We start from the raw sequence: 25,200 nt of genomic DNA on the forward strand, positions 1-25,200 counted from the left end.
GGGGTTCCTACGCTGGAGGCGATAATAAGGTTATATATTATCTGGAAACCGTATTATTATCCACCTCACATAGTGGCTTAGGGCACAATTTTTGGGAGAAAAACTCACCAAACGCACCCCACCGGCACCTATATATGAGGTAAAACTCTTTCCGTACACCCCGTTATTCCGCTATATGGCACAGCACCGACACCCAACACGGCGCCGACACCTAACACGGCGCGGGCGCCTCCCCATAGGGCTAACCCGCAACCACCGAAACTAGCCCCCGAACCCAGCAGCCACGAAGCCAACCACCAAGAAAACTCAGACTCGATACACTAGAGGAGTGACTACAGAGAACAAAACCCTCCTGCTCATTGACGGACACTCCCTCGCCCTACGCTCCTTCTTCGGCATCTACACCATGGCCGAAAAGACCGGACAGCACATCTTCGTGCGCAGCGACGGCCAGCACACCGAGGCCGTCCACGCCTTCCTCTCCACCCTGCTGAGCATCATCAAAGACAACCAGCCCAGCCACATCGCCGTAGCCTTCGACCTGCCCGGCGGCACCTTCCGCACCGCCGAATACGGCGAATACAAGGGCGGCCGCAACGCCATCCCCGAAGCCTTCAACGGCCAGATCGACCTCATCAAAAAGATGCTCGGCGCGCTCAACATCCCCGCGCTCACCTACGAAAACTACGAAGCCGACGACATCGTCGCAACCCTCACCCGCCGCGGCACCGAAGCCGGCTACAAGGTCCTCATCCTCTCCGGCGACCGCGACATCTTCCAGCTCGTCACCGACGACGTTACCCTGCTCTACCCGGTCACCACTGGCCCCTCCAAGGGTATTCAGCGCATGGACCCCGCCGCCGTCGAAAAGAAAACCAAAGTACCCCCGCACATGTACCCCGACCTCGCCGCCCTCACCGGCGAACAGGCGGACAACCTGCCCGGCGTACCCGGTGTGGGTCCCGGTTTCGCCGCCAAGTGGCTCGGCGAGTACGGATCCCTGCAGGGCGTGCTCGACAACCGCGACAAGATTGGCGGTAAGAAAGGCGAGGCGCTGCGTGAGAACGTGGATAACGTGGTGCGCAACCGTCGCCTCAACCAGCTCGTCAACGACCTCGACCTGAACGTCACCCTCGAAGACACTGCCTTCACCCCCGACCTGGACGCTCTGAACGCCTTCTTCGACGAGGTGGAGTTCCGCACCATCCGCAAACGCGCCGCCGACACCCTCGGCCCCATCGTGCGCGCCGCCGGTTCCGCAGGCGCTACCAGCTCCGCCGCAGAAGCGGGGGAGGAGGGCCCTGCCAAGAAGGTCCCCGCCGGACCGGTCTACGCACCCATCCCCGTAGAGGCCCCGCAGGAGGCCACGGATGCGGCCGCCTTCCGCGCCTTCTGCGCCGCCGCGGCCGAAGAGAACTACGGCGAAACCCCCGAAGGCGAGCCCATCCCCGTGCCCGAACGACTCGAAGGTGCCGTGACCCTCTACCCGGTCATGAACCTGCCCGTGGCGCGCCCCGCAGTGGGTGACGAACCCGCCGTCAAGGTCACCAAGACGAAGATTCGCGCCGCCGAGGAGAACCCCGAACTGCTCGGAGTGCTCCTGACCAGCAAGAGAGCCAGCCTGTGGGTCGATACCCGCAGCATCGACCCGGAGCTTGATACCGCCCTCGCCGCGTGGCTCTCCGACCCCGCCGCCCGCAAAATCGTCATGGACCTGAAGATTCAGCGCAAGCTTCTTCGCTCCTACGGCTACGAACTGGCCGGCGCCGTCGAGGACCCCGCCCTGTCCTCCTACATGTGCGGCTTCATCCCCACCGCAACCCGCAAGCTCTTCTCCGAACGCATGGAAGACCTCGCCGAACGATACCTGTGGATCCCCAAAGACCCCTACGCGCAGCTGGTCTTCCAGCCCGAGACACGCGAAGAACCCTCCCTGTTCAGCCTGCCCGGCGAAACCGAACCGGTCGAGAACCTGCGCTACTTCACTCAGATTAGCCGCATCATCCACGAGCTTGCGCGCCTGCTGCACTACGAGATGGAAGAGCACGGCCAGCTGAAGGTCTACGAAGACATCGAGCTGCCGCTACTGTACGTGCTCGCAGACATGGAGCAGGCCGGCATCGCCGTCTCCGATGCGCTCCTGACCGAGCTGCACGAAACCTTCTCGGCACGTGCCAACCAGGCGCAGGAATCCGCCCGAGCCATCATCGGTGGGGAGGTCGCCACCGAGGACGGTGAGGAGCCGCTGAACCTCGCCTCCGTCAAGCAGCTGCAGACCGTGCTCTTCGAGACCCTCGGCCTGCCGCACACCCGCAAGATTAAGTCCGGCTACTCGACCGACGCCGAATCCATCACCGAGCTGCTCTCCAAGATCTCACCCGAATCCGACGGCGCAGCCTTCCTTGGTGCGCTCATTGCCTACCGCGACAACATCAAGCTCGCCCAGACCGTCGAGGGCCTGCAGAAGGCCGCCACCGAGGACGGACGCGTGCACACCACCTTCCAGCAGGGCGCCGCATCCACCGGCCGACTCTCCTCGACCGCGCCGAACCTGCAGAACATCCCGATTCGCACCGAGGAGGGCCGCCGCATCCGCGGTGCCTTCATCGTGGCTCCCGAGCCCATCGACGGCGTGGAGTACGAGGGTCTGCTCACCGCCGACTACTCGCAGATCGAAATGCGCATCATGGTGCACCTGGCCGCCGACGAGAAGCTCATCGCCGCCTACGAGGCGGGGGAGGACCTGCACCGCTACGTCGGTTCCGAGGTCTTCGGTGTCGCCCCCGAGGACGTCACCCCCGAGCAGCGCTCCAAGGTCAAGGCCATGTCCTACGGCCTGGCGTACGGCCTGTCCCGCTTCGGACTCGCCAAGCAGCTGAATATCAGCTCCGACGAGGCGGGCGAACTGCGCACTAACTACTTCAAGCGCTTCGGACGCGTGGGTCGCTTCCTGCGCGGCGTGCTCAAGCAGGCACACCAGGACGGCTACACCGAAACCATTTTCGGCCGCCGCCGCGTGCTGCCCGACCTGGACTCGCCCAACCGCGTACGCCGCGAAGCCGCCGAGCGTGCCGCCCTCAACGCCCCGATTCAGGGCACCGCCGCGGACATCATCAAGATCGCCATGATCAACATTCACCGCCGCCTGCGCGAGGAGGGTTTGAAGACCCGCATGCTGCTGCAGGTGCACGACGAAATCATCCTCGAAGTCGCCACCGGTGAGCGTGAAGCCGCCGAACGCGTGCTCGTTGAGGAGATGAGCGGTGCCGCCTCCCTGCGTGTTCCGCTGGATGTGCAGGTCGGCTGGGGTAAGTCCTGGCAGGAGGCGGGCCACTAGGCTCAACTCCTCAGTTTCCGCTTGGAAAAGCTGGGTCGCTTGGCTCCGCGCGGAAAGGTGGTTATCGTCCTCGTTCCTACAGGTAGGGGGTGGGTGGGTACGCTATACCCTTCCTTCGCTCCTGCAGGGGAACCCACCCTCTCGGGCGCTCCGCTCTCTCCTTGCTTCGCTGCGGAGAGCACCCGAGAGGGTACCCTGATGTCGCTTCCGGAGGGTATAGCTACCCCGCGTTCTAGCCTGGTGCGAGCATGAGGAGGGGCGGTGTCGTCCGTAGTGACATCAGGGTGCCCGAAGCGAAGCGAGGGCGGGTGCCCCTGTAGGAACGAGGACGAGCACAGCCCCGCAACCTCACAACCACACAAAACCGCAAATAAGTACGGGAATTCCGGGCGCGCACCCATTGACGACACGCCCGGGATTCCCGTACACTGTTAATCGCGTGTACCAAAGTACGGGTTTTTGCACCCGTTTTGCGGGAATAACCTTCCGGAAAAACGAGTTATATCTTCCGTACACCCGCTGAAGCGTCTTCGTCTCGGCGGCGGTACACATTGTAAGTATCCGTCAGCTCGACGTTTCCTCACCCCAATCATGGTGTTCGCGGCCCTATGCCGTGCGTACCGGGGTGAAAAAGTGAGCCGGCCGGCGCCTCCGCACGGGGGAGTCGAACGGCGAACCGGCAGCGTCGACCTATTAGAAATCCAATTGGAGCCCTCACTACATGAGCACCAACATCCCTCAGGTCGCAATCAACGACATCGGCGACGAGCAGGCATTCCTCGAGGCTGTCGACAAGACCATTAAGGTCTTCAACGACGGCGATCTCGTCTCCGGCCAGGTCGTCAAGATCGACCACGATGAGGTTCTGCTCGACATCGGTTACAAGACCGAAGGCGTCATCCCCTCCCGCGAGCTGTCCATCAAGCACGATATCGACCCCTCCGAGGTCGTCGAGCTCGGCTCCGAGGTTGAGGCACTCGTCCTCACCAAGGAGGACAAGGAAGGTCGCCTGATCCTCTCCAAGAAGCGCGCACAGTACGAGCGTGCATGGGGCGACATCGAGAAGATCAAGGAAAACGACGGCGTCGTCACCGGCACCGTTATCGAGGTTGTCAAGGGCGGCCTCATCCTCGACATCGGTCTGCGCGGCTTCCTGCCCGCATCCCTCGTCGAGATGCGCCGTGTCCGCGACCTCGCTCCCTACATCGGCCAGCAGCTCGAAGCTAAGATCATCGAGCTGGACAAGAACCGCAACAACGTTGTTCTGTCTCGCCGCGCATACCTGGAAGAGACCCAGTCCGCAGTCCGCTCCTCCTTCCTCAACGAGCTGGAGAAGGGTCAGGTCCGCGAGGGCGTTGTCTCCTCCATCGTCAACTTCGGTGCATTCGTGGACCTGGGTGGCGTGGACGGTCTGGTTCACGTTTCCGAGCTGTCCTGGAAGCACATCGACCACCCCTCCGAGGTTGTCGAGGTTGGCCAGCCCGTCACCGTCGAGGTTCTCGAGGTGGACCTGGATCGCGAGCGCGTCTCCCTGTCGCTCAAGGCAACCCAGGAAGATCCGTGGCAGGCATTTGCTCGCACCCACGCTCTGGGCCAGATTGTTCCCGGCAAGGTCACCAAGCTCGTTCCCTTCGGTGCATTCGTGCGCGTTGAGGACGGCATCGAGGGCCTCGTCCACATCTCCGAGCTGGCAACCCGCCACGTTGACCTGGCTGAGCAGGTCGTCTCCGTTGGTGAAGAGGTCTTCGTTAAGATCATCGACATCGACATGGACCGCCGCCGCATCTCCCTGTCCCTCAAGCAGGCAAACGAGGGCGTTGACCCCAACGCTACCGAGTTTGACCCCGCTCTGTACGGCATGGCCGCAGAGTACGACGAGGCCGGCAACTACAAGTACCCCGAGGGCTTCGACCCCGAGGCTAACGAGTGGCTGGAAGGCTTCGACGCACAGCGCGAGGCTTGGGAAGCACAGTACGCAGAGGCACAGGCTCGCTTCGAGGCTCACAAGGTTCAGGTTGCTAAGGCTCTCGAGGCTGACGCAGAAGCTGCAGCAGCAGCTCCCGCAGCAGCTGAGCCCGCACCGACCTCCTACTCCTCCGAGGAGCCCGCTTCCGCAGGTACCCTCGCATCGGATGAGGCACTGGCTGAGCTCCGCAAGAAGCTGACCGGCAACTAATCTGCCGCTCAGATGAGCACTCATCAGGCGTAATAGCCGATAGGTAACCCCCACGTGGGGTGCCTAGAGCAGGGGAACCCCCTCATCTCCCGTTTGGGAGGTGAGGGGGTTCTTTGCGTTCCCGGTGCCCTGTTTGCTGGGGGGCGCCGCGGGTTGGGGAAGTCTTGGAAGGGTGCGCCGCGGTTTGGGGTGTGGGCCCGAGGCTGGTGTTGGGGGATGAGTCGTTGGGCAGTCGTTAGGCGGCGGTCATCTGCTCCCAGACGGCGCGCACCTGCTCGGCGGTTTCCTCCAGCGAGCCGCCATTATCAATAATCCAGGTTGCGACCGCCTCGCGCTGCTCGTCGGTTGCCTGCGCGGTGATGCGGGCGCGCGCATCCTCCTCGCTCATGCCGCGCGACGATACGAGGCGCTGCAGGCGAGTTGCCAGGGGAGTGCGCACCACGACCACGCCCTCAAAGGCGGACGGGTCGCCGCTCTCCACGAGTAGCGGAATGTCCTCCAGAATAATGCCGCTGAACCCGGGTTCGGACTGCGCCTGCTCCACCAGCTGCACGGCACGCTCACGAATAGCGGGATGCACAATCGCGTTCAGACGCAGGCGCGCCTGCTCATCATGGAATACGATGCGCGCCAGGGCGGGGCGGTTGAGGCGGCCGTCCTCATCGAGCAGGTGCTCGCCGAACTCCGCGACCGTGCGGGCGAGCACCGCCTCGCCGGGCTCCATGAGGGAGCGGGAGATGGCGTCCGCGTCGATGAGGAACGCGCCCTGCTCAACGAAGAGGGCGGCGACCGTGCTCTTGCCGCTGCCGATGCCGCCGGTCAGGGCGTAACGGCGCAGGCGAGTAGAGGCGGGGGAAGAAGGCTGAGACATAGACGGTGCTCCTGACGGGCTGTGCCACAATAGATAGGTACCGATTAGAGGAGGACACATGCAGGAAGAAACCCGCGCCAACCGCTACCTTGTGCCGCGCGGCGATGAGCCCTATGAGAGCCTCCTCGAGATTAAGCGTAGCGAATTTATTGGCCACATCAAGCGCGTGAGCACCGTTGAGGAGGCGCGCGCCTACATCGAATCGGTGCGCAAGACCTACCACGACGCCCGCCACGTGTGCTCGGCGTTCGTGATTGGTGCCGACCGCGACGTGCAGCGTTCCTCGGATGACGGCGAGCCCGCCGGTACCGCCGGTGTGCCCATGATGCAGGCGCTGCTGGCGCGCCAGACCCGCGAGGACGGCACGACCGACCTCTCCGACGTGGTGGCCGTGGTCGTGCGCTACTTCGGCGGCATTAAGCTCGGTGCCGGTGGCCTGGTGCGTGCCTACACTGATTCGGTGGTGCAGACCCTGGACTCGGCGCAGTTCGACTCGCGTGAGCGTCTGCGCGTGGGTGAGGTTCCTAGCTCGCACGCGGAGGCGGGCCGCCTGGAGAACGAGATGCGCGCCGCGGGCCTGAACGTGTTGGGTACCGAGTACGGTGCGGAGGGCGCGGTCATCTCGGTGGGCGTGTTTGACCGCGCTGAGGAGCTGTCGCGTGCGGAGGAGCTGGTGGTGAGCTTGAGTTCCGGTGCGGCGAGCGTGACCTGGGGGGACACGCAGTGGGTGGATTTGCCGGTCTAGGTTGCCGGCCCCTAGATTCCCGGGCTTAGATTTCCTCCTAGATTTCCGGACTAGAGCGCCCGTGTAAAGCCCCCCAAACCCAAAAGATAGCCAAACCTTAGTTAATAGTTACTCTAACCCTGGTAATTGCCCGTCGTTGTTGATAGGGTAGAGGGAGTGCTGAAAACTCATCCAATATCTGAGGTCGTGATAGTGTGGCGCAGCAGGGCATCATCCCCAATGGAGTAGAGGAACCCGCTAACGCAATGGGAGGGGCGGCAACCCTCACCCCTCGGCAGGGGAGCGCGGGAGCTGCCGCCCAGCTTGAGCCGGCAACCGTCGCGCAGCTCCTCGACGCCTACCGTCAGCAGAACCTCGGCACCCTCCTGGGCGTGCTCACCCGCCGCCCCGGCGAGTTCGCCCGCCAGCTAGGCCGGCTCAGCCGCCTCTTCCCCCAGTACGTGGCGGCCATCGCCGAGGCCTTCGCCTCCGTGGGCCGAACGCTGCCTCTCGACGAGCTCGTGCGCCTGCACAACCGCTACTCAAACGCCGCCCGCGGGGTGGGGGAGAAGCTCAGCCTCGACAACTCGCGGGTGCTGCACCTCATCCAGGCTCCGGCGCTCAACCGTGAGGGGGCCGGGCACCTGCTTATGGCCATCGAACTCTGCATGGCCGGCCGTCTGCGCGGCCTGACCGTCTCCATGCCCTCCACCGAGGCGTTTGCCCCCGCCGAACAATCCTCAAGCCTCGGCTCCTGCAACCCCGCCCTGAACGGTGCCCTCAACGCCTTTGAACCGATCGGGTGGGAGCCTTTCTCCCTAGACGGCAGCGATGTTTTGCTCGCTTCCGGCGTGCGCGATATCCCTGACGGCTACGAGCTGTCCCTCTGGCTCCTCGACGACGACTACCGATGCCGTGCCCGCGTGGAGCGAGGCGCCCCGCAGGTGTGCGTGGCCAGCTTCTACGACGAGGAGCTGACCAGCCGCACCGTGGATGCCTCCGGGGTCACCGAGAACTACCGTATCGAGGAGTTTGCCGAGCTGGACTACCTGAACGCCATGGACCGGCAGGTGCGCTACGTGGCCGTGACCGCGAAAACGGGAGAACCCCTCCCAACCTCGCTGGATGTTCCTGAGCCTTCGGGCGTGGCCTCCCTGAGCCCCTTCGTGGGTGGACGCTTCGTCCTGCCCGATGTACGCACGGCAGAGGTGACCTCCGCCGGAGGCCTGCGGACCCTCACCCACAGCGGCATGCTTCCGGTCTTGCGCGCCCCCGGCCGCACCGTATGCGCGGTGATCGACCTGTACAAGCACCGCATTAACACCCCGGGGGTGGGTATTCCCGCGGGCCTGAGCGTGGAAGACGAAGAGCGCACAATGCAGCTGATCCTGAGCACCCTGAACGGCTACCTGCCGCTGACGAACCGGGCGCTGATGAGCCTCGCCGGAGCCACCGTGGAGGTGCGCTAAATCCTTACCTGCGAGGTGCCCGCAGGCGCATAGCCACCTGTGGGTAGAGGGTATCGTGGCGAGTACATTGCGCGTGATTATATTGCGCCAGCAGAAAAGGGCGACCATTCCGGGGGCGCATTGGGCGGCTTTCCCCTAGGATGGATACATGAGTTACGCACCCGAGATTAACCGCATTGTCGCCCCCTTTGAGGTGGTCAGCCCCTTCCAGCCCGCGGGCGACCAGCCCAAGGCCATCGCCGAGCTCACCGAGCGCGTGCAGAACGGCGAGAAGGATATTGTGCTGATGGGCGCTACCGGTACCGGTAAGTCCGCGACCGCAGCCTGGCTGATTGAGGCGGTGCAGCGTCCGACTCTGGTGCTCGTGCAGAATAAGACTCTGGCGGCGCAGCTGGCGAATGAGCTGCGCGAGCTGCTGCCGAATAATGCGGTGGAGTATTTTGTCTCGTACTACGACTACTACCAGCCTGAGGCGTACGTGCCGCAGACCGATACCTTCATCGAGAAGGACTCCTCTATTAACGAGGAGGTGGAGCGTCTGCGCCACTCGGCGACGAACTCCCTGCTGACCCGCCGCGACGTGGTGGTGGTTGCGACCGTGTCCTGCATTTACGGTCTGGGCACGCCCGAGGAGTACATTAAGCAGATGGTGACTCTGCGTCGCGGTGAGGAGATTGACCGCGACGAGCTGCTACGCCGGTTCGTGGCGATGCAGTACGCGCGTAACGACATGGACTTTCACCGCGGCACGTTCCGTGTGCGCGGCGATACCGTTGAAATCATCCCCATGTACGAGGAGAACGCGATTCGCATCGAGTTCTTCGGTGATGAGATTGAGGCGATTTACACCCTGCACCCGCTGACCGGCGAGGTGATTCGCGAGGAAGAAGAAATGTATGTCTTCCCCGCAAGCCACTACGTTGCCGGCCCGGAGCGCATGGCGAAGGCTATTACCTCCATTGAGGATGAGCTGCGTGAGCGCCTGCAGACTCTCGAATCCCAGGGCAAGCTGCTGGAGGCGCAACGTCTGCGTATGCGCACCACCTACGACCTGGAAATGATGGAGCAGATGGGCTTCTGCAATGGCATTGAGAACTACTCGCGCCATATTGACGGTCGTGCCCCCGGCAGCGCACCGAACTGTCTGCTGGATTATTTCCCGGATGATTTCTTGCTGATTATTGACGAGTCGCACGTGACGGTCCCGCAGATTGGCGCCATGTACGAGGGCGATATGTCCCGTAAGCGCACCCTGGTTGAGCACGGTTTCCGTCTGCCGTCGGCGATGGATAACCGCCCGCTGAAGTGGGAGGAGTTCCTGGAGCGTATCGGTCAGACGATTTACCTTTCGGCGACCCCCGGTAAATATGAGCTGTCGCAGGCTGATGGTTATGTGGAGCAGATTATTCGCCCGACCGGCCTGATTGACCCGGAGATTGTGGTCAAGCCGACCAAGGGGCAGATTGATGATTTGCTTGAGGAGATTCGCGTGCGCGTTGAGCGTGACGAGCGTGTGCTGGTCACGACCCTCACCAAGCGCATGGCGGAGGATCTGACCGAGTACCTGCTACAGCACGGCGTGAAGGTGCAGTACCTGCACTCTGACGTGGATACCCTGCGCCGCGTGGAGCTTCTGCGTGAGCTGCGCCTGGGTACCTTTGATGTGCTGGTTGGTATTAACCTGCTGCGTGAGGGCCTGGATCTGCCCGAGGTGTCCCTGGTCGCAATTCTGGATGCCGATAAGGAAGGCTTCCTGCGTTCGACCACTTCGTTGATTCAGACGATTGGTCGTGCGGCGCGTAACGTGTCCGGTCAAGTGCACATGTACGCCGATAAGATTACGGATTCTATGCGCGTGGCGATTGATGAGACGAACCGCCGCCGCGAGATTCAGCAGGCGTACAACCGTGAGCACGGCATTGACCCGCAGCCGCTGCGTAAGAAGATTGCAGATATTACGGATGTTCTCGCCCGCGAGGAAGAGGATACCCGCGAGCTTCTGCAGCAGCGTAAGAGCGGTAAGAAGGGTGCCCGCACGGTGAGCGCGGGTGCGAAGACCGGTTCTGCGACCTCGTCGAAGATTGCCACGAGCACCCCGGAGTCGGAGGAGCTTCTCGCCCGTGCGGAGGCGCGCGTTCGTGCCGACGGCCTGGCGGCGGCACCCGCCGAGGACCTGCTGGATTTGATCGAGGAAATGAACGAGCAGATGCGCCTGGCCGCGGAGAACCTGCAATTTGAGTTGGCGGCGCGTCTGCGCGACGAGCTGGCCGACCTGAAGAAGGAGCTGCGCCTGATGAAGGAGGCGGGTCACGCCTAAACCCGGTGTTCTAAGCCCGGCGTTTAGGGGTCGACGTGAGTTTTTCGCCATGAGGTAACTCATTGTTCATGAAGTTCTACTGAGTGCAGATACATGCTGTACACTATCAAGGTGTTTTACGTGTCAAATAACACCTTGATGCTTCCGAACGATAAAGAAAAATCTGTGACTATTTCTAATAGCTCTTCAGATGCACACACCACGGGAGCTCGTTCCGTTACCCGCCGCAACCTCACCCGCGGCGCGCTTTGGGCTGCGCCCGCTATTGCCGCCTCCACGACGGTGCCGGCATTCGCTGCTTCGGCTGATGATTGCAAGACGGTTCACGGCCCGGACTTCACCCAGGTTGGCGGCTGGATGATTACCAACCCCGCCAGTGGCGCCCTGCAGTCGCGCACCAAGAATAAGCCCGTGACTGCGCCGGAGACCGGTCAGGCGTGGTGGTCCATGGAGAGTGCAACCTCACCGAACCCCGCAACGATTCGCCTCATGTCCGTGTACGAGGCGACTCACGGCCCCGAGGGCGACCTCAACCTGAACTGCGGTGAGTTTGTGATGACCTACAACGTCTCCGCCCTGGAGGCGACGACCGGCACCACGCACCTGCACCCGTCCATGGACATTTACTTCTTCTCGCCCGAGGGCGAAATCATTGACCGCCAGATCTTCACCACTGACCCGACCGGCAAGGCAACCGTCATGACCCGCAACGGCAAGACCCAGACTGTTCAGGGTCAGGTCATTCCCTTCGCGTCGAGCGTGAATGATAAGGCGACCGGCATCTCCGCGCGTTTTGCGTTGCGTGGCAATACGCTCATGGAAGGCATGTACCAGTTCGAGGTGGTTATTACCGTCCCGACGATTCAGGAGAACGGCAAGGTGGATACGAACAAGCAGGTGAACGCGATTGCTTTCACCCCGCCGACCTTCAACATGGTCTCCTAAGTTCAACACTCCTAACTTCAATATGGTCTCCTAACTGAATGAAATATAAAGGTAGCCCTCCCCGTAGTAATAGTTCACGGGGAGGGCTACTTCTATGTGGGCTTGCTGCGCGTGCTGGTCTGCGCGGTGTCGATCTGTGCGTGCTGGTCTACTATGCCACGTTCTACACTGTGTCTTTTTTACGCTGTGCCTTTTATGCTTCGCCGTTCTCTAGCTCGGCGGCGTCGTAGCGCTCGCGGGCTTCGAGTACCGCCTGCATATTGTCCTGCGCCCAGTGGCGCAGGGCGGTCATCGGCTCAATGAGGGTCGTACCGAGCGCGGTCAGTTCGTAGTCCACGCGCGGCGGAATGGACGCGGTGACCCGGCGTTCCACCAGGCCATCGCGTTCCATGGAGCGCAGGGTCTGGGTCAGGACCTTGGGGGAGACGCCCTGAATCATTGCCTTGAGCTCACCGAAGCGGGCGACGGGCTGCTCGGAGAGCGCCGCAACGATGAGCGGGGTCCACCGGTCGGTGAGGTGGCGCATCACGGTGCGGGAGGGGCAGGCGCTGGCGAGAATATTCGCGGGCAGGTCGTCCTGCGGGGTGCGGGCGGCTTCTATGGTTTCTCGTGCGTCTGTGGTTTCGCGTGTGGGGGAGGTGAGCGTGGTGGTCATAGCTGCGGTCTTTTCAATCTGCTGAGAGGCTGTTTTATGGGGGTGGTGATGGGTGCGAAAAATATTTTAAATATTTTCGGTACATCCTCAATAGTTACCTTGAGGTACTCGGTATCTAATAGATACTATAAAACCATCACGCGGAACACGGCAAGAAAAACTATAGAAAACGTACCCGAAAGGAACCCCTCATGAACATCGCAATCATCGGCGCAACCGGCATGGTCGGCGCACGCACCGCAGCAGAAGCAATCTCTCGCGGCCATCGGGTTGACGCCTACACCCGCTCCGGCAAGGCACCCGAAGGCACCGCCGCCCACAGCATCGACCTCGCAGACACCGCGGCACTGGTCGACATCGTCAACACCCACGACGTCACCATCGTCGCCGTCTCTGCAGGTCGCGGCACCTCCGCACAGCCGGTCATCGACGCGCACCGCGCACTGATCGCGGCGGCACCCACCGGTCGCCTGCTGGTCGTTGGCGGCGCCGGCTCCCTCGAGGACGGCAACGGCAACCGCTTCGTTGATGGCGAAGGCTTCCCGGAAGATTACAAGCCCGAGGCGAAGGCATTCGCCCAGATTCTTGACGAGTACCGCGCATCCGAGGGTCTGAACTGGACCATGCTCTCCCCGGCGTTCGAAATCGCACCGGGTGAGCGCACCGGCAAGTACAACACCGCACTGGACACCCCTGCAGGTGCTTCCATTAGCGCCGAGGACTTCGCGGTCGCCCTGATCGATGAGGCGGAAGAGCCCAAGCACGCGGGCCACCGCTTCACCGTTGCCAACTAGACAGCGCTAACTAGACAGTGCTAACTAGACAGCGCCAACTCATAGCGGTGCCAGCTAGACAGCACTAACTGGCAAGCGCGTATTCATCACGCAGAAACGTCGCATCCGATGGGATAACCCCGCCGGATGCGGCGTTTCGGCGTGCTTCGCTCTTGAAAAATCCTCCGGGAGGGGCTCCTGTGCGAAAACCTCAACCTGCTGTATAATCGTTCACCGAGCAAGGGAGTATCCCACCAATCGACTCGTCGTCAGCACGTTAGCCGAAGGCGCCTAACCGGGGAGTCGAGCCGACCTCCATTCAGGTCGGCGGGAGAGACTTGTGGTCCTGTACGCACACCACAAGAAAGGCTCCCCATGGAAGTTACCGGGTTGCAATGGTTGGTTACTATTCTCATCATCGCTGGCCTGCTGGCCTTTGATTTCTTCGTTCACGTCCGTAAGGCGCACGAACCCACCGTCAAGGAAGCGGCCATTTGGTCGAGTATCTACATCGGCATCGCCGTGTTGTTCGGTCTGTATATCTTCGTGACGAACGGCCCCTCCGCCGCCACCGAATTCTACGCGGGCTACATCACCGAAGAGGCGCTCTCGGTCGATAACCTCTTCGTCTTCATGATCATTATGGGCACCTTCCGCGTCGCCCGTGAGAATCAGCAGAAGGTCCTGCTCTTCGGTATCGTCTTCGCCATCCTGGCGCGCGGCACCTTCATCTTCGCCGGCGCGGCAATCATTAACTCCTTCGCCTGGGTGTTCTACATCTTCGGCCTGGTTCTGCTCATGACCGCGGGTAACCTGCTCAAGGACGAACTCACCGAGGGCGACGGCGACGACGAGGCCGACAACATCATGGTCCGCCTCGCCAAGAAGTACCTGAAGACCAGCGACCACTTCGACGGCGACAAGCTCTTCACCATCGAAAACGGCAAGCGCGTCATGACCCCCATGATGCTCGTCATGGTCGCAATCGCGGGCTCCGACCTGCTCTTCGCGCTCGACTCGATTCCCGCGATCTTCGGCCTCACCCAGTCCGTCTACATCGTGTTCACTGCGACCGCGTTCTCCCTCATGGGCCTGCGCCAGCTGTACTTCCTGATTGACGGCCTGCTGGACCGCCTCGTCTACCTCTCCTACGGCCTGGCAGCCATCCTCGCGTTCATCGGCGTGAAGCTCATCCTGCACGCGATGCACGAGAACAACCTGCCGTTCATCAACCACGGCGAGTCCGTGCACGTGGTTGAGATTACCACCGAGATGTCTCTGTTGGTGATTGTGGGCGTTCTGGTCATCACCGTGCTGGTTTCGCTGCTCAGTCCCAAGGGCCGCGCGCTGCAGACCATTCAGCGCGTGCAGGCGCTCTCCGAGAAGTACCTGGCCCTGCCCGAGGATGCACCCGCCGCCGAGCGTGCGGACATCACCGCCCGCTGGCAGAAAGAAACCGAGAAGCTCAAGGCTATCCCGCAGAAGCTGCGTGACGAGCTCATCGAGAAGGAAGACGAGTACCACGCCCTGGTGCTGCGTGCCCGCACCGCCCAGGATGCGCACGCCTCCTCGAAGTAGCGTCGGGCGGCCGTAACGCCTGAGCCGCCGGGACGCTCGCGGCTCGGGCCAAGCGCCCACGCTAAAGCCCCTCACACCGGATCAACCGGGGTGAGGGGCTTTAGCTATATCAAAGATATATTCAGCGAAGAATTACTGGTTGTGAACCTCAGCCAGCATGTTCTTCAGGTGGCCCAGAATGGTCAGCGAGTCGGAACCGAAGCCGTCGTGGTGGTGGGTCTTCGAAGTCCACACGTGGGTGTTACCCACCCAGCGGGCGGTCTCCATGGAGTGCTCGAAGTCCACGTACACGTCCGGGTTGTAGGCTGCGGCCACAACGGGAACCTCGTTCTTGTGCAGCTGCTCGTGGTCGTACAGGCGACCCCAGTCCTTCTTCTCAGCCAGCAGGTTAGCAACCTCGGCCAGCGGACGCAGCGAGGGATCCTCCTCGTAGTACCAGGGGAAGATGTGCTCGCCGGTGAAGAGCAGACGGTCCGCATCCGGTGCGAACTCGGGACGGGAAGCCGCCACGCGAGCAGCAGACCAGTTGGTCGGAGCGGGCGAGGGAGAGATGGTGTAGCCGGGGATGCCGGGCAGAACGCCGTCGGAGGGGCCGTCAGCGTAAATGGTCTCGTGCATCAGGGCGTACAGCGGGTTCGCCTGGAAGGTCACCTCAGCACCCATAGCGGTCAGGAACTGATCGGAGAGGTGATCGTTACCCTCGGCGAATGCGTTCTCGAGGAAGTAGTGCAGACCGCGCTCGCGCCAGCGGCCACCCAGGAAATGACCGGCCATCTGGAAGCGGTGATCGGTCAGACGCTCACCGGTGGGCAGGTACTCCTTGTGGGTGCGCAGGTGCTCAGCAATGCGGGTCGCCAGCTCGGCGTCCTCGGGGAACCAGCTGTAGTACTCCTCAACACGTTCCTTCATGCGGTCGAAGGTGTGCTGGTAGACGTTGTCCACCGAGGTACGAATCGGCGCCAGGCCCGCGGTGATGCGCGAATCGCGCAGGGACTGCGGAGCGAAGGACAGGTACGAGAGGGTCAGGAAACCACCGAAGGACTGACCGATGGTGGACCAGCGCTTATCGGCACGGTCAGCCAGCAGCACCTCGCGGATAGCCTCCGCGTCGGCGATGATGGAATCGGCGCGGAACAGCTCGGCGTACTCAGCCTGAACCTGCGGGTCGCCCACTGCGGTGATGGTGCGAGCAGACAGGGGAGAGGAGAGGCCGGTACCGCGCTGATCCAGCAGAATCACGCGGTGGGTCTTAGCCAGCTCGGCAATCCAGCCGCCGATGGAGCCGGTCTTCGGGGAACCGAAGCCGGGGCCGCCCTGCAGGTACACGATGTAGGGGCGCTTATCAGCCGGGACGGTCAGGGTCTCGCTGGTGTTCACTACCTCGCGGGCGAACACGGTGATGGTCTGGTCCGCGAAACGGGAGGAGAGAGCGGCATCCTTGCCCTTGGAGAAAATCAGACCGTGGGTCAGGGGAACCTGGAACCAGTGGTCGGTAATCTCGTAGCCGTCGTGCTTGACGACCGAACCCTTGCGGTACTCAACCTTGGGAAGCGAAGAAACGGTCAACGGTGAACCTTCTTTCAAATAAATAGATAGATACTCTGTATTCTAGCCCACTTGAGGGGAGATCCGGAGGGGCCCCTAGAACTCGCCAACGCTCAGGATCTTGAGCACCGGGTAGCCCGCCTCATCGGAAGCGGCCAGGTCTACCTCTGCGCGAATACCGAAGTCAAAGTTATCTTCGGGGTCGGCAAAGCTCTGCTGAACCTTCCACACGCCGGGGTGAGCCGCGGTATCCTCGTCCATGCTGACCAGGCGAGGCGAGCGCGCATCGGCGTCCGTGTAGATGTCGTCGTAGACGTCGAAGTAGTCGTCCATGGCGTCCGCCCAGCGGTCGGCATCCCAGCCGCACCATTCGTCCAGGGCGCCCAGGGCGCGGTCACGCTCGTCGGCGAAGAGTTCCACGCGGCGGAAGAGGGCGTTGCGTACCATCACGCGGAAGGCGCGCAGGTTCTTCGTCACGGCGGGAGGCTCTTCCTCCTCGATGGAGGCGTGCTCGGCGGCAATGGTCGCGGTGTCTTCGCCGGCAGCCAGCTTCTCCCATTCGTCCACCAGGGAGGAGTCGGTCTGGCGTACCAGCTCGCCGAGCCACTCGATGATGTCGTCGAGCTCGTCGGTCACGGCAGAATCGGGGATGGTGTGGCGCAGCGCCTTGTACGCGTCAGAGAGGTAGCGCAGGAGCACGCCCTCGGCGCGTTCGAGCGAGTAGTACTGCACGAAGTCGTTGAAGCCCATTGCGCGTTCGTACATGTCACGCACGATCGACTTGGGGCGCGGCTCAAAACGAGCCACCCACGGTGCGGACTGCTTGTAGGTCGTGTACGCCTGATCGATGAGCTCCGCCAGGGGCTGCGGGTAGGTGACCTTGTCCAGCTCGTTCATGCGTTCGGTGTAGTCCACACCGTCCGCCTTCAACTGCGCCGAGAGCTCGTTCTTCGCCTTGCGCTCCTGCGCGTACAGCACCTGGTTCGGCGAATCCAGGGTTGCCTCGATGAGGGAGAGCGCGTCCAGCGCGTAGCTGGGCGATTCGGGGTCGAGCAGCTCCAGCGCGGCGACCGCAAAAGCGGACAGCGGCTGGTTGAGGGCAAAGTTATCCTGCAGGTCCTCGGTTAGGCGCAGGTAGGAGCCGTGCTCGTCCGGGGTGTTGGTTCGCTCAATCACGCCGCCGGTCAGCAGCTCCTTGTAGATACCAATCGCCTTGCGCAACAGCTCGCGGCGGCGCGCCGGGCTCTCGTGGTTGTTCTGAATGATGCGGTACGCGGCGATGACCGGGTTCTCCGGGCGGTGCATCAGGTTCAGCAGCATCGAGTGGGTGATGTCGAAGGAGGAGGTCAGCGGCTCCGGGGCTGCCTCTACCAGCTGGTCGAAGGTCTTCTCGGACCAGCCAACGAAGCCTTCCGGGGCCTTCTTGCGCTTGGAGGACAGTGACTGGTTAATGCGCTTGGTGTCGTCACCGAACTTCGCCTGCGCCTTCGCCAGTAGGCGCGCGTTCTCAATATCGTGCTCGGGTGCCTGAACCACCACGGTGCCGGCGGTATCAAAACCGGCGCGGCCCGCGCGTCCAGCGATCTGGTGGAACTCGCGGGCACGCAGACGGCGGCTACGGGCACCGTCAAACTTCGACAGCGCCGTAATCAGCACGGTACGAATCGGCACGTTAATACCCACACCCAGGGTGTCGGTACCGCAAATCACCTTGAGCAGACCCTCCTGAGCCAGCTGCTCTACCAGGCGGCGGTACTTGGGCAGCATGCCCGCGTGGTGAATACCGATACCGGCACGCACCAGCTTATTCAGCGCCTTACCAAAGCCCGGACCGAAGCGGAATTTCGCGATGAGCTCGGAGATGCGTTCCTTCTCTTCCTTCGAAGCGATAGCCACCGAGAGCAGGGCGTTCGCCTGCTCCAGCGCCGCCTTCTGCGAGAAGTGCACAATGTAGACCGGGGTCTGCTTGGTCTGCACGAGCTCCTGCACGGTCTCCTGAACCGGGGTGGTGGAGTAGTAGAAGTGCAGCGGAATGGGGCGCTCGGAATGAGCCACCAGGTCGCTCTCACGACCGGTCAGCGCCGTCATTTCCTCCTGGAAGCGAGTCGTATCGCCCAGGGTCGCGCTCATCAGCAGGAACTGCGCCTGCGGAAGCTCCAGCAGGGGAAGCTGCCACGCCCAGCCGCGTTGCGGGTCAGAGTAGAAATGGAACTCGTCCATAATGACCTGGCAGAGGTCCGCATCCTTACCCTCGCGCAGGGCGATATTGGCGAGAATCTCCGCGGTGCAGCAGATAATGGGTGCCTCCGTATTAATGGCGGAGTCGCCGGTAATCATGCCCACGTTTTCGGCACCAAAAATATTGATCAGGTCAAAGAACTTCTCAGACACCAGCGCCTTAATGGGGGCGGTGTAGTAGGATCGCTGACCGGTCGCCAGGCCCGTAAAATGCGCGGCAACAGCCACAGTGGACTTACCCGAACCGGTCGGGGTTGCCAGCACCACGTTATGCCCGGCGGCAATGCTCAGAACAGCCTCGTCCTGGGCGGGGTACAGGGTCATGCCGCGGGTCGAAATCCACTCGGTGAAGGATTCATAGATTTCTTCGGCGGTGAGGGGATTGCCATGAAAATCGCGTCGATTGTAGTCGCCGGGGTTCTCACCCAGCGAGGGAGAAAGAAAATTCAAAATACTCATGAGAATTCCAGTCTATCGGGAATAGGGCGGGCGCGGGGGCGTTATCGTTACGAGGGAACAACTCGGCATGGGCGCGAAGTTGCGTGCTCTAACGCAGGAAGAAAACCTAAAGTTCAGGTAGGGTAGAACAAAGCGCTTTAGGTGCAGCGATGCATAACCCTGCGCTCAGAAGGTCGAAGGTACAGGCTCCACACTGCAGAGCCCCACACCGTAGGGCTCCATGCCGTATAAATTACCGCCTAGGTTCAAGTCCGCCGATTGATGCCGGCTCATACTGTGCGGTTGATGCACGCCCCAAAATACGTTGCATAAAATAACGACACGCTCCACCTAATACACTCTTAGTGTTGCGTGCCACATTGATAAAGGAATAGGGTAAGAGAAAGGAGAAACGTTGAATGACTGAATACAACGCTGACAAGGCACAAGAAAACGCTGCGCGTGAAGAAGCCACGCATGAAGAATCCATGCATAACAAAACCACGCAGGAAAAAGCCGCTCAGAAAAAATCTGCACAGGGAATAACCGGCAGCGAACTGCGCAAGGCTGAAGAGGAAGCCCTCAAGAAGCGCCTCGCCCTGCGAGTCACCGCGCCCGGACATAAATACCCCTGGCACCGCTGGGCAATCCCCATCGTGGGTGAAACCACCGCAGGCATCGGCGCAATCCTGATCCCCGTCATGGTGGGTCAATTCATCAACCAGCACATCGCTGGCAAAGCCCCCGACGCCTGGCCCATGTTCTGGGTGGTCGTCGCATCCATCACCTTCATCGTGATTAACGAGTTCTTCGGCTGGGGTACCTCCATGACCCTCAGCGCAGAACTCGGCCGCGACTGGCGCATCTATATCAACCGACTCATGGGACGCACCCGCACAACCGTTGATGCGGGTGAAGCAGTCACGGTCATGAACAAAGACGTACGCCGCATCACGGCCGTCTACTTCTCACTGCCGCTATTCGTTAACGCCATGATCATCGCGACCCTCGGTGCCGTGCAGCTCTGGCTCATCAACCCCGTCACCGCGATTGTCACCCTCATCGGTACGCTCATCGTGGTCGGCGTGATTGCCTGGTACTCGTCCTTCCTCGAATCCAAGATTGGCGAATACCGTGAGAAGGATGGCGAAGCCTCCTCACGCGCCTCCGACATAGCCACCGGCCTGCGCACCATCGCCGGCCTCGGTGCCGAAGAACAGATGCGTGAGCGCTACCACCGCGGCACTGACGAAGTCTTCGACAGCTACATGCGCTATGAAAAGACGCACCGCTGGATGTTCCTCATCCGCGCGCTGCTCGGCGGTGCCGTGACCCTGCTCGGCATCGGATTCGCCCTCACCGGCCACGTCGAAAACGGCCGCTGGGTCTCCGACACGCCCGCCGCGTCCCTGGTGACCGTCGCCTCCATTATTGCGATGATGGGTGGCCCCATCTGGATTACCCAGAACTTTCTGACGGAATGGCGCTACGCCAAGATTGCGCTCGCCAAGGTCGCCCGGCTCGAAGGCCACGCGGGCGTACGCCAGGGCGTGCTGAAGAGCCCGCGCACCGACGAAGAAATGGCGCAGCTGGCACGCGCCGAACAAACAGTCGAGGCGAGCACCTTCGAGGTGCCCGTACCCGTCGCCCCCACCGGTGCTAGCAACCCGCGCATCGTGTACGTCAACCCGCGCGACTACAACCTCACCGCGCAAGACTACGCCGAGGCGCTCGCCCGCACCCTGCGCCGCGGGGGAGAGGACCTCAAGGACGCAACCGGCCGCCGCGTGTTGCTGAGCGAACCGAATCCCATGATTTTCGCGGGAACCCTGCAGGAGCACCTGCGCCTGGGTACCGTGCCGAACCCCGACGAGGAGCTGGCACAGGCAAAGGACCAGGAGCTGCTGAAGATTACCGACTCCCGCGAAATCGCCTACCGACTGGGCGGACGCAACCCCGAAGACTACTTTGCCGCCCGCATCACCAGTGAAGGCGCGAACCTCTCCGGTGGTCAGCGTCAGCGTCTGGCACTCGCCCGCGCACTCGCACAGGACGCGCAGGTGCTCATCCTGACCGAGCCGCTGAACTCCGTGGACGAACCCAGCCAGCGCTACATCTACGATGCGATGGAAACCCAGGTCGGTAGCGACCGCCTGCCCGTCGGCTACCCCGGCCTGCTACAGGATTTGGAGCAGGTCTACGTTGTCTCCACGACCGCGGAGACGACCCGCCGCATGGAACGCGACGGCTACCCGGAAACCGCTCAGTCTGAAACTGCTCAGACCGAAACCACTCAGAATCAGGAGGTGAACTAGCATGGCAAAGCAGCTCCCCATCGAAACCCCCGCCTACGTGGCACGCCGCATGTGGAACTACCTCGCAGTGCATAAGGGACGAGCCCTCTACACCTTCGTCATTTACATGGTCAGCACCCTCATGGGTGCGGTGGTGCCCCTGCAGATTGGTGCCACCGTGGACGACGTGGTGGCGGGCAAGTTTTCCAGCTACCCGTGGCAGCCGATTCTGATTATCCTGGCGGCGTTCATCGTGCAGGCGATAACCCTCATGGTCTCCTCGTACAGTGCGGCCCGACTGGGTGCGCTCGTCACCCGTGATGCCAACCAGGACACCCTCGACGGCACCCTCGACCTAGACGCACGCACCGTGGAAGAAGCCGGCAGCGGCGACCTGCTCACCCGCGTGACCGACGACCTGTCCTCGGCAGCAAATGCTGTCAGCACAGACCTTCTCGGTGCAATCTACGTGGTCCTGTACTTCCTGGTTTCCACGATCTCTCTGGCGTTTGTGAGCCCCGCAATGGGTCTGATTATGCTGCCCATGATTGCCGGTCTTGCCCTCATCATGTCGAAGATGCTACCGCTCATGGCGGCACGCAACCAGACCACCCAGGAGCGCGTGAGCGACCTCAACAGCGTGCTGACCGAGAACATTCGCGGCACCTCCACGATTCGTGAGCTGGGCGTTCACGCCGCCCGCGAAGATGCCTTCGCCGGTGAGAACAAGCGCCAGTTCGCCGCGCAGCTGGGCATGGTGCGCATCCGTCAGCTGTACTTCACCGTGGATGCCATCAACGCATGGATTCCCACGATTCTGTGCATGCTCTGGGGTGCCGCCTGCGTGGCTATCGGCTGGGCAAGCTGGGGTGCCGTGGCGACCGCCTCGGTCATGGTTTTCAGTCTGCGAACCCTCGCCGACATGCTGAACCACCACGTGAGCAGCCTGCGCATCATGCTCGTGAACATGGGCCGCGTGTTCGGTGTGGTCTCCCTGGCGAAGAAGCAGCGTGAGGAGCGCGCACAGCACCGGGCCGAGGCCTTCTCCAAGGTGTCGGATGAAGCCGTGAAGAACCCGGAGTACGCCATTGACTGCTCCCACGTCTCCTACGGCTACTCGCCGGACGCCCTGGTGCTTGAAGGCATCAACCTGAAGATTCGCCGCGGTGAGGCGCTCGCCCTGGTGGGCCGTTCCGGTTCGGGTAAGACCACCATGGCCCGTCTGATTGGTGGTTCGCTGACCGCCCTGGACGGCACCATCACCGTGATGGGTCGCCCGGTCGGTCACGGCGACTTCCCGACCGACGCCGCCGCCGATGGCCGCCCGCGCCTGCTGGTCTGCACCCAGGAAGCGCACGTCTTCTTCGGAACCCTCGCCGATAACTTTACGGTGGTCGTGCCGGACGCGACCGCCGAGCAGATTCAGGCCGCCCTGGATGCGGTAGGCGCCCGCTGGTGGCGCGACCTGCCGCAGGGTATGGATACTGTCGTGAGCGGCGCGGATTCGCCGCTGACTCGCGACCAGATTCAGCAGCTGGCCCTGGCACGTATTGTGCTTGCTGACCCGCACGCCGTGATTCTGGACGAGTCCACCACCCAGCTGGAGCTCGCGGACGCAACCGAGTCCCTGCGCGCCGTGCTGGCGAACCGTGCGGTGCTGATCATTTCGCACGATGCGCGTATCGCCTCGCTGGCTGACCGCGCGGTCCTGCTGCACGAGGGTAGGATCATTGCGGAGGGTTCACCGGCAGAGATTTTCGCCCTGACCTAAACCCGCCGGGGCTCCCGGGGGCAAGAATGTACCAGACCCCCGCGAGCGCGCCTCGTAGAGTACGCCCAGCTCCCGGCAACAGTAGTGCCCGGCACCGTGCGATGCGATGCCGGGCACTACGTGTTTAAAGCGCGGGCCGGTGTTGCGTGAAACCCGTGGCCGCCGTTGAGGTCGGCTGTCGGGACCGGCAGTCGGGACCAGCCGCGGAGAACCTAGCCGTTCCCCTCCGCGCGGGATTCCTTCTTCTCCGCCTGGTAGCCGAAGCAGAACGCCACACCGGCCACCAGCGCGGCCAGCCAGATGGAGAATACGCCGACCCACCGGTGCACAAGGGCCATGAGAAGCACTCCGGCTATAAAGGAGATGACCACGAGCGAGTAGTCGAGCGCTTTGAGTAGAGCCGCGCGGCGTTGCGCCTTCGCCTCATCTTTTGACGCTCCATCGGGGGTTTTCCGCGGGAGGTACAGGGAACCGGCGGCGTACCAGGCGCTGAGCATTTTGCGCCAATTGCCGCTGGTCATGAAGAGCGAGAAGGGATTTTCGCCAATGCGCGTGTCCGCGAGGGCGTGGATCATCAGGCCTACCGTAAAGGCCAGCGCGCCCACCTGAAAGCTATTGCTCAGAGTTCTATCCATGAAGGGTACCGCGAAGCATACCAGCAGGAACGGCAGGAGCGTGCCGATGCGCCAGTGCCGCGTCCGGGCCCGCTGCCCCAGCAGATCATGGATAAGATGCCCTCCCAGGTATCCGCAGCTGAAGAAGATGACGGAGAACCAGCGCAGGTGCACCGCGTGGGGAGTATCGCGGTGCAAGTCGGCGATGAGCAGAATAAAGTTACCGGTCTGTGTGGCGACGAGGGCCTCGTAGCGCATGTGCGAGAAGACGTCTACCGCGCCGCCCAGGGAGGCGAGGAGTAGCGCCATGATGCGCCCGTAGCGGCGAGGCGCGGGAATACGTCTAAGAGTCTCGCAGAGGTGGTGAAGCATGTGACCGCCCTCATCTGTCGGTGGTAGGTCTGAAGACCCAGCCGGCGGGGGCCTTCTGGTTCCATGCTACGGCATGGACGGCGGCGGTTAGCGGATCGGGGGAGGAACCCCGCGGGCCGGCCGCCGTTAAAGCGCAGGCCCCGAGCAGCTATCTGCTCGGGGCCTGCGTACTATTCGGTTTTTAGCTTAGGGGGAGTAGCTTACTTGCTTTCGCCCTTGAGCGCACCCACGAGGGGGCCGATGACGTCCATGGGCAGCGGGAAGACCACGGTCGAGTTCTGGTCGGCGCCCAGCTCCAGCAGGGTCTGCAGGTAACGCAGCTGCAGGGAGGCAGGGGACTGGCTCAGAATGTCGGATGCTTCCTTCAGCTCGCTGGAAGCCTCAAGCTCACCGCGTGCCGAAATGATCTTTGCGCGACGCTCACGCTCGGCCTCAGCCTCACGTGCCATGGCGCGCTGCATAGCCTCGGGAATCTCAACGTCCTTAATCTCGACGAGCTCAACCTGGATGCCCCAGTGCTCGGTGCGGGAGCCGATGATGGAGCGCAGGTCCTCGTTCAGGTCCTCGCGGTGCGCGAGCAGAGTGTCCAGGTCAACGCGACCCAGCAGAGAACGCAGGGTGGTCTGCGCGATCTGGCTGGTGGCGATCGGGTAGTTCTCGACCTCAAGCACCGCGTTCTTGGCGTTGGTCACGCGGAAGAGGACAACGGCGTTCACGCGGGCGGGAACGTTGTCCTTGGTGATGACTTCCTGCGGGGGAATGGTCAGGGTGATAACACGCATGTCAACGCGCTGCAGGGAGTCGACGAGGGGGAAGACCACGTTCAGGCCGGGCTTCAGCTCGGAACGCAGGTGGCCGAAACGGAAGGAGATACCGCGTTCATATTCGGGGATCACGCGGAACATACGAATCAGAATAAAAAGAACAATAACGGCAACTGGGATGAGGATTGTTGCCAGGGTGACGGGATCCATGGGTTTCCTTCACATCTATTCGGGATGGTTCATTCGGGGCATGTGCACCCATCGACTGCGCCTCGTACAGACTCGACGGGAGGGTGTGTTCGGAAAGTTTGTCAGCGGC

General features: G+C 62.3%; 16 protein-coding genes. 10 read left to right on the forward strand and 6 right to left on the reverse strand.

Annotated features, from left to right (window positions below; translation table 11 throughout):
- Positions 1–328 precede the first annotated feature (328 nt).
- Positions 329–3,337 (forward strand): DNA polymerase I, encoded by a 3,009-nt coding sequence (gene polA, locus AC3E6W_RS05230; protein WP_490652503.1) that lies wholly within the window; start codon positions 329–331, stop codon positions 3,335–3,337.
- A 721-nt stretch (positions 3,338–4,058) separates the two neighbouring features.
- On the forward strand, positions 4,059–5,513 hold the full coding sequence (rpsA, locus tag AC3E6W_RS05235; protein ID WP_049334100.1) for a 30S ribosomal protein S1: 1,455 nt from the start codon (positions 4,059–4,061) through the stop codon (positions 5,511–5,513).
- Positions 5,514–5,748: 235 nt separating this feature from the next.
- On the opposite strand, the gene coaE is transcribed toward rpsA, so the two are convergent.
- Positions 5,749–6,384: a dephospho-CoA kinase gene (gene coaE / locus AC3E6W_RS05240; protein ID WP_490652504.1), complete on the reverse strand. Its 636-nt coding sequence runs from the start codon at positions 6,382–6,384 to the stop codon at positions 5,749–5,751.
- A gap of 58 nt (positions 6,385–6,442) precedes the next feature.
- Between coaE and AC3E6W_RS05245 the strand changes: the two genes are divergently transcribed.
- The 4 genes from AC3E6W_RS05245 (at position 6,443) to AC3E6W_RS05260 (ending at position 11,839) form a co-directional block, all read left to right on the forward strand.
- Positions 6,443–7,129 (forward strand): IMPACT family protein, encoded by a 687-nt coding sequence (locus tag AC3E6W_RS05245; RefSeq protein WP_490652505.1) that lies wholly within the window; start codon positions 6,443–6,445, stop codon positions 7,127–7,129.
- Positions 7,130–7,323: 194 nt separating this feature from the next.
- Positions 7,324–8,577, forward strand: coding sequence for a 2-oxoglutarate dehydrogenase (locus AC3E6W_RS05250; RefSeq protein WP_490652506.1), 1,254 nt, complete (start codon positions 7,324–7,326; stop codon positions 8,575–8,577).
- A 148-nt stretch (positions 8,578–8,725) separates the two neighbouring features.
- A complete protein-coding gene (gene uvrB / locus AC3E6W_RS05255; RefSeq protein WP_490652507.1) occupies positions 8,726–10,894 on the forward strand; it encodes an excinuclease ABC subunit UvrB in 2,169 nt (722 codons plus the stop codon).
- Positions 10,895–11,059: 165 nt separating this feature from the next.
- The gene (locus AC3E6W_RS05260) at positions 11,060–11,839 is read left to right on the forward strand and encodes an ornithinee aminotransferase (RefSeq protein WP_490652508.1); all 780 of its coding nucleotides are present in this window, start codon (positions 11,060–11,062) and stop codon (positions 11,837–11,839) included.
- Positions 11,840–12,032: 193 nt separating this feature from the next.
- On the opposite strand, the gene AC3E6W_RS05265 is transcribed toward AC3E6W_RS05260, so the two are convergent.
- Complete coding sequence (locus AC3E6W_RS05265) at positions 12,033–12,365, reverse strand: winged helix-turn-helix transcriptional regulator (RefSeq protein ID WP_490652555.1); 333 nt, start codon at positions 12,363–12,365, stop codon at positions 12,033–12,035.
- 320 nt (positions 12,366–12,685) lie between these two features.
- Between AC3E6W_RS05265 and AC3E6W_RS05270 the strand changes: the two genes are divergently transcribed.
- On the forward strand, positions 12,686–13,288 hold the full coding sequence (locus AC3E6W_RS05270; protein WP_490652509.1) for an NAD(P)-dependent oxidoreductase: 603 nt from the start codon (positions 12,686–12,688) through the stop codon (positions 13,286–13,288).
- A 354-nt stretch (positions 13,289–13,642) separates the two neighbouring features.
- The gene (locus AC3E6W_RS05275; protein WP_294646769.1) at positions 13,643–14,845 is read left to right on the forward strand and encodes a TerC family protein; all 1,203 of its coding nucleotides are present in this window, start codon (positions 13,643–13,645) and stop codon (positions 14,843–14,845) included.
- A 132-nt stretch (positions 14,846–14,977) separates the two neighbouring features.
- Here AC3E6W_RS05275 and AC3E6W_RS05280 read toward each other — a convergent pair whose 3' ends face one another.
- A complete protein-coding gene (locus AC3E6W_RS05280; RefSeq protein ID WP_239665913.1) occupies positions 14,978–16,411 on the reverse strand; it encodes an alpha/beta fold hydrolase in 1,434 nt (477 codons plus the stop codon).
- Between the two features lie 75 nt (positions 16,412–16,486).
- Positions 16,487–19,087, reverse strand: coding sequence for a DEAD/DEAH box helicase (locus AC3E6W_RS05285; protein ID WP_490652510.1), 2,601 nt, complete (start codon positions 19,085–19,087; stop codon positions 16,487–16,489).
- A 398-nt stretch (positions 19,088–19,485) separates the two neighbouring features.
- On the opposite strand from AC3E6W_RS05285, the gene AC3E6W_RS05290 reads away from it, so the two are divergent.
- Positions 19,486–21,381: an ABC transporter transmembrane domain-containing protein gene (locus tag AC3E6W_RS05290; protein WP_490652511.1), complete on the forward strand. Its 1,896-nt coding sequence runs from the start codon at positions 19,486–19,488 to the stop codon at positions 21,379–21,381.
- A 1-nt stretch (position 21,382) separates the two neighbouring features.
- On the forward strand, positions 21,383–23,131 hold the full coding sequence (locus AC3E6W_RS05295) for an ABC transporter ATP-binding protein (protein WP_490652512.1): 1,749 nt from the start codon (positions 21,383–21,385) through the stop codon (positions 23,129–23,131).
- 212 nt (positions 23,132–23,343) lie between these two features.
- Here AC3E6W_RS05295 and AC3E6W_RS05300 read toward each other — a convergent pair whose 3' ends face one another.
- A complete protein-coding gene (locus AC3E6W_RS05300; RefSeq protein WP_490652513.1) occupies positions 23,344–24,117 on the reverse strand; it encodes a YoaK family protein in 774 nt (257 codons plus the stop codon).
- 200 nt (positions 24,118–24,317) lie between these two features.
- Entirely contained in the window at positions 24,318–25,091 is a 774-nt protein-coding gene (locus tag AC3E6W_RS05305) for a slipin family protein (RefSeq protein ID WP_049334114.1), read from the reverse strand.
- Positions 25,092–25,200 lie beyond the last annotated feature (109 nt).

This window comes from Rothia sp. SCPM-O-B-18226 (M350) (genome assembly GCF_058213595.1).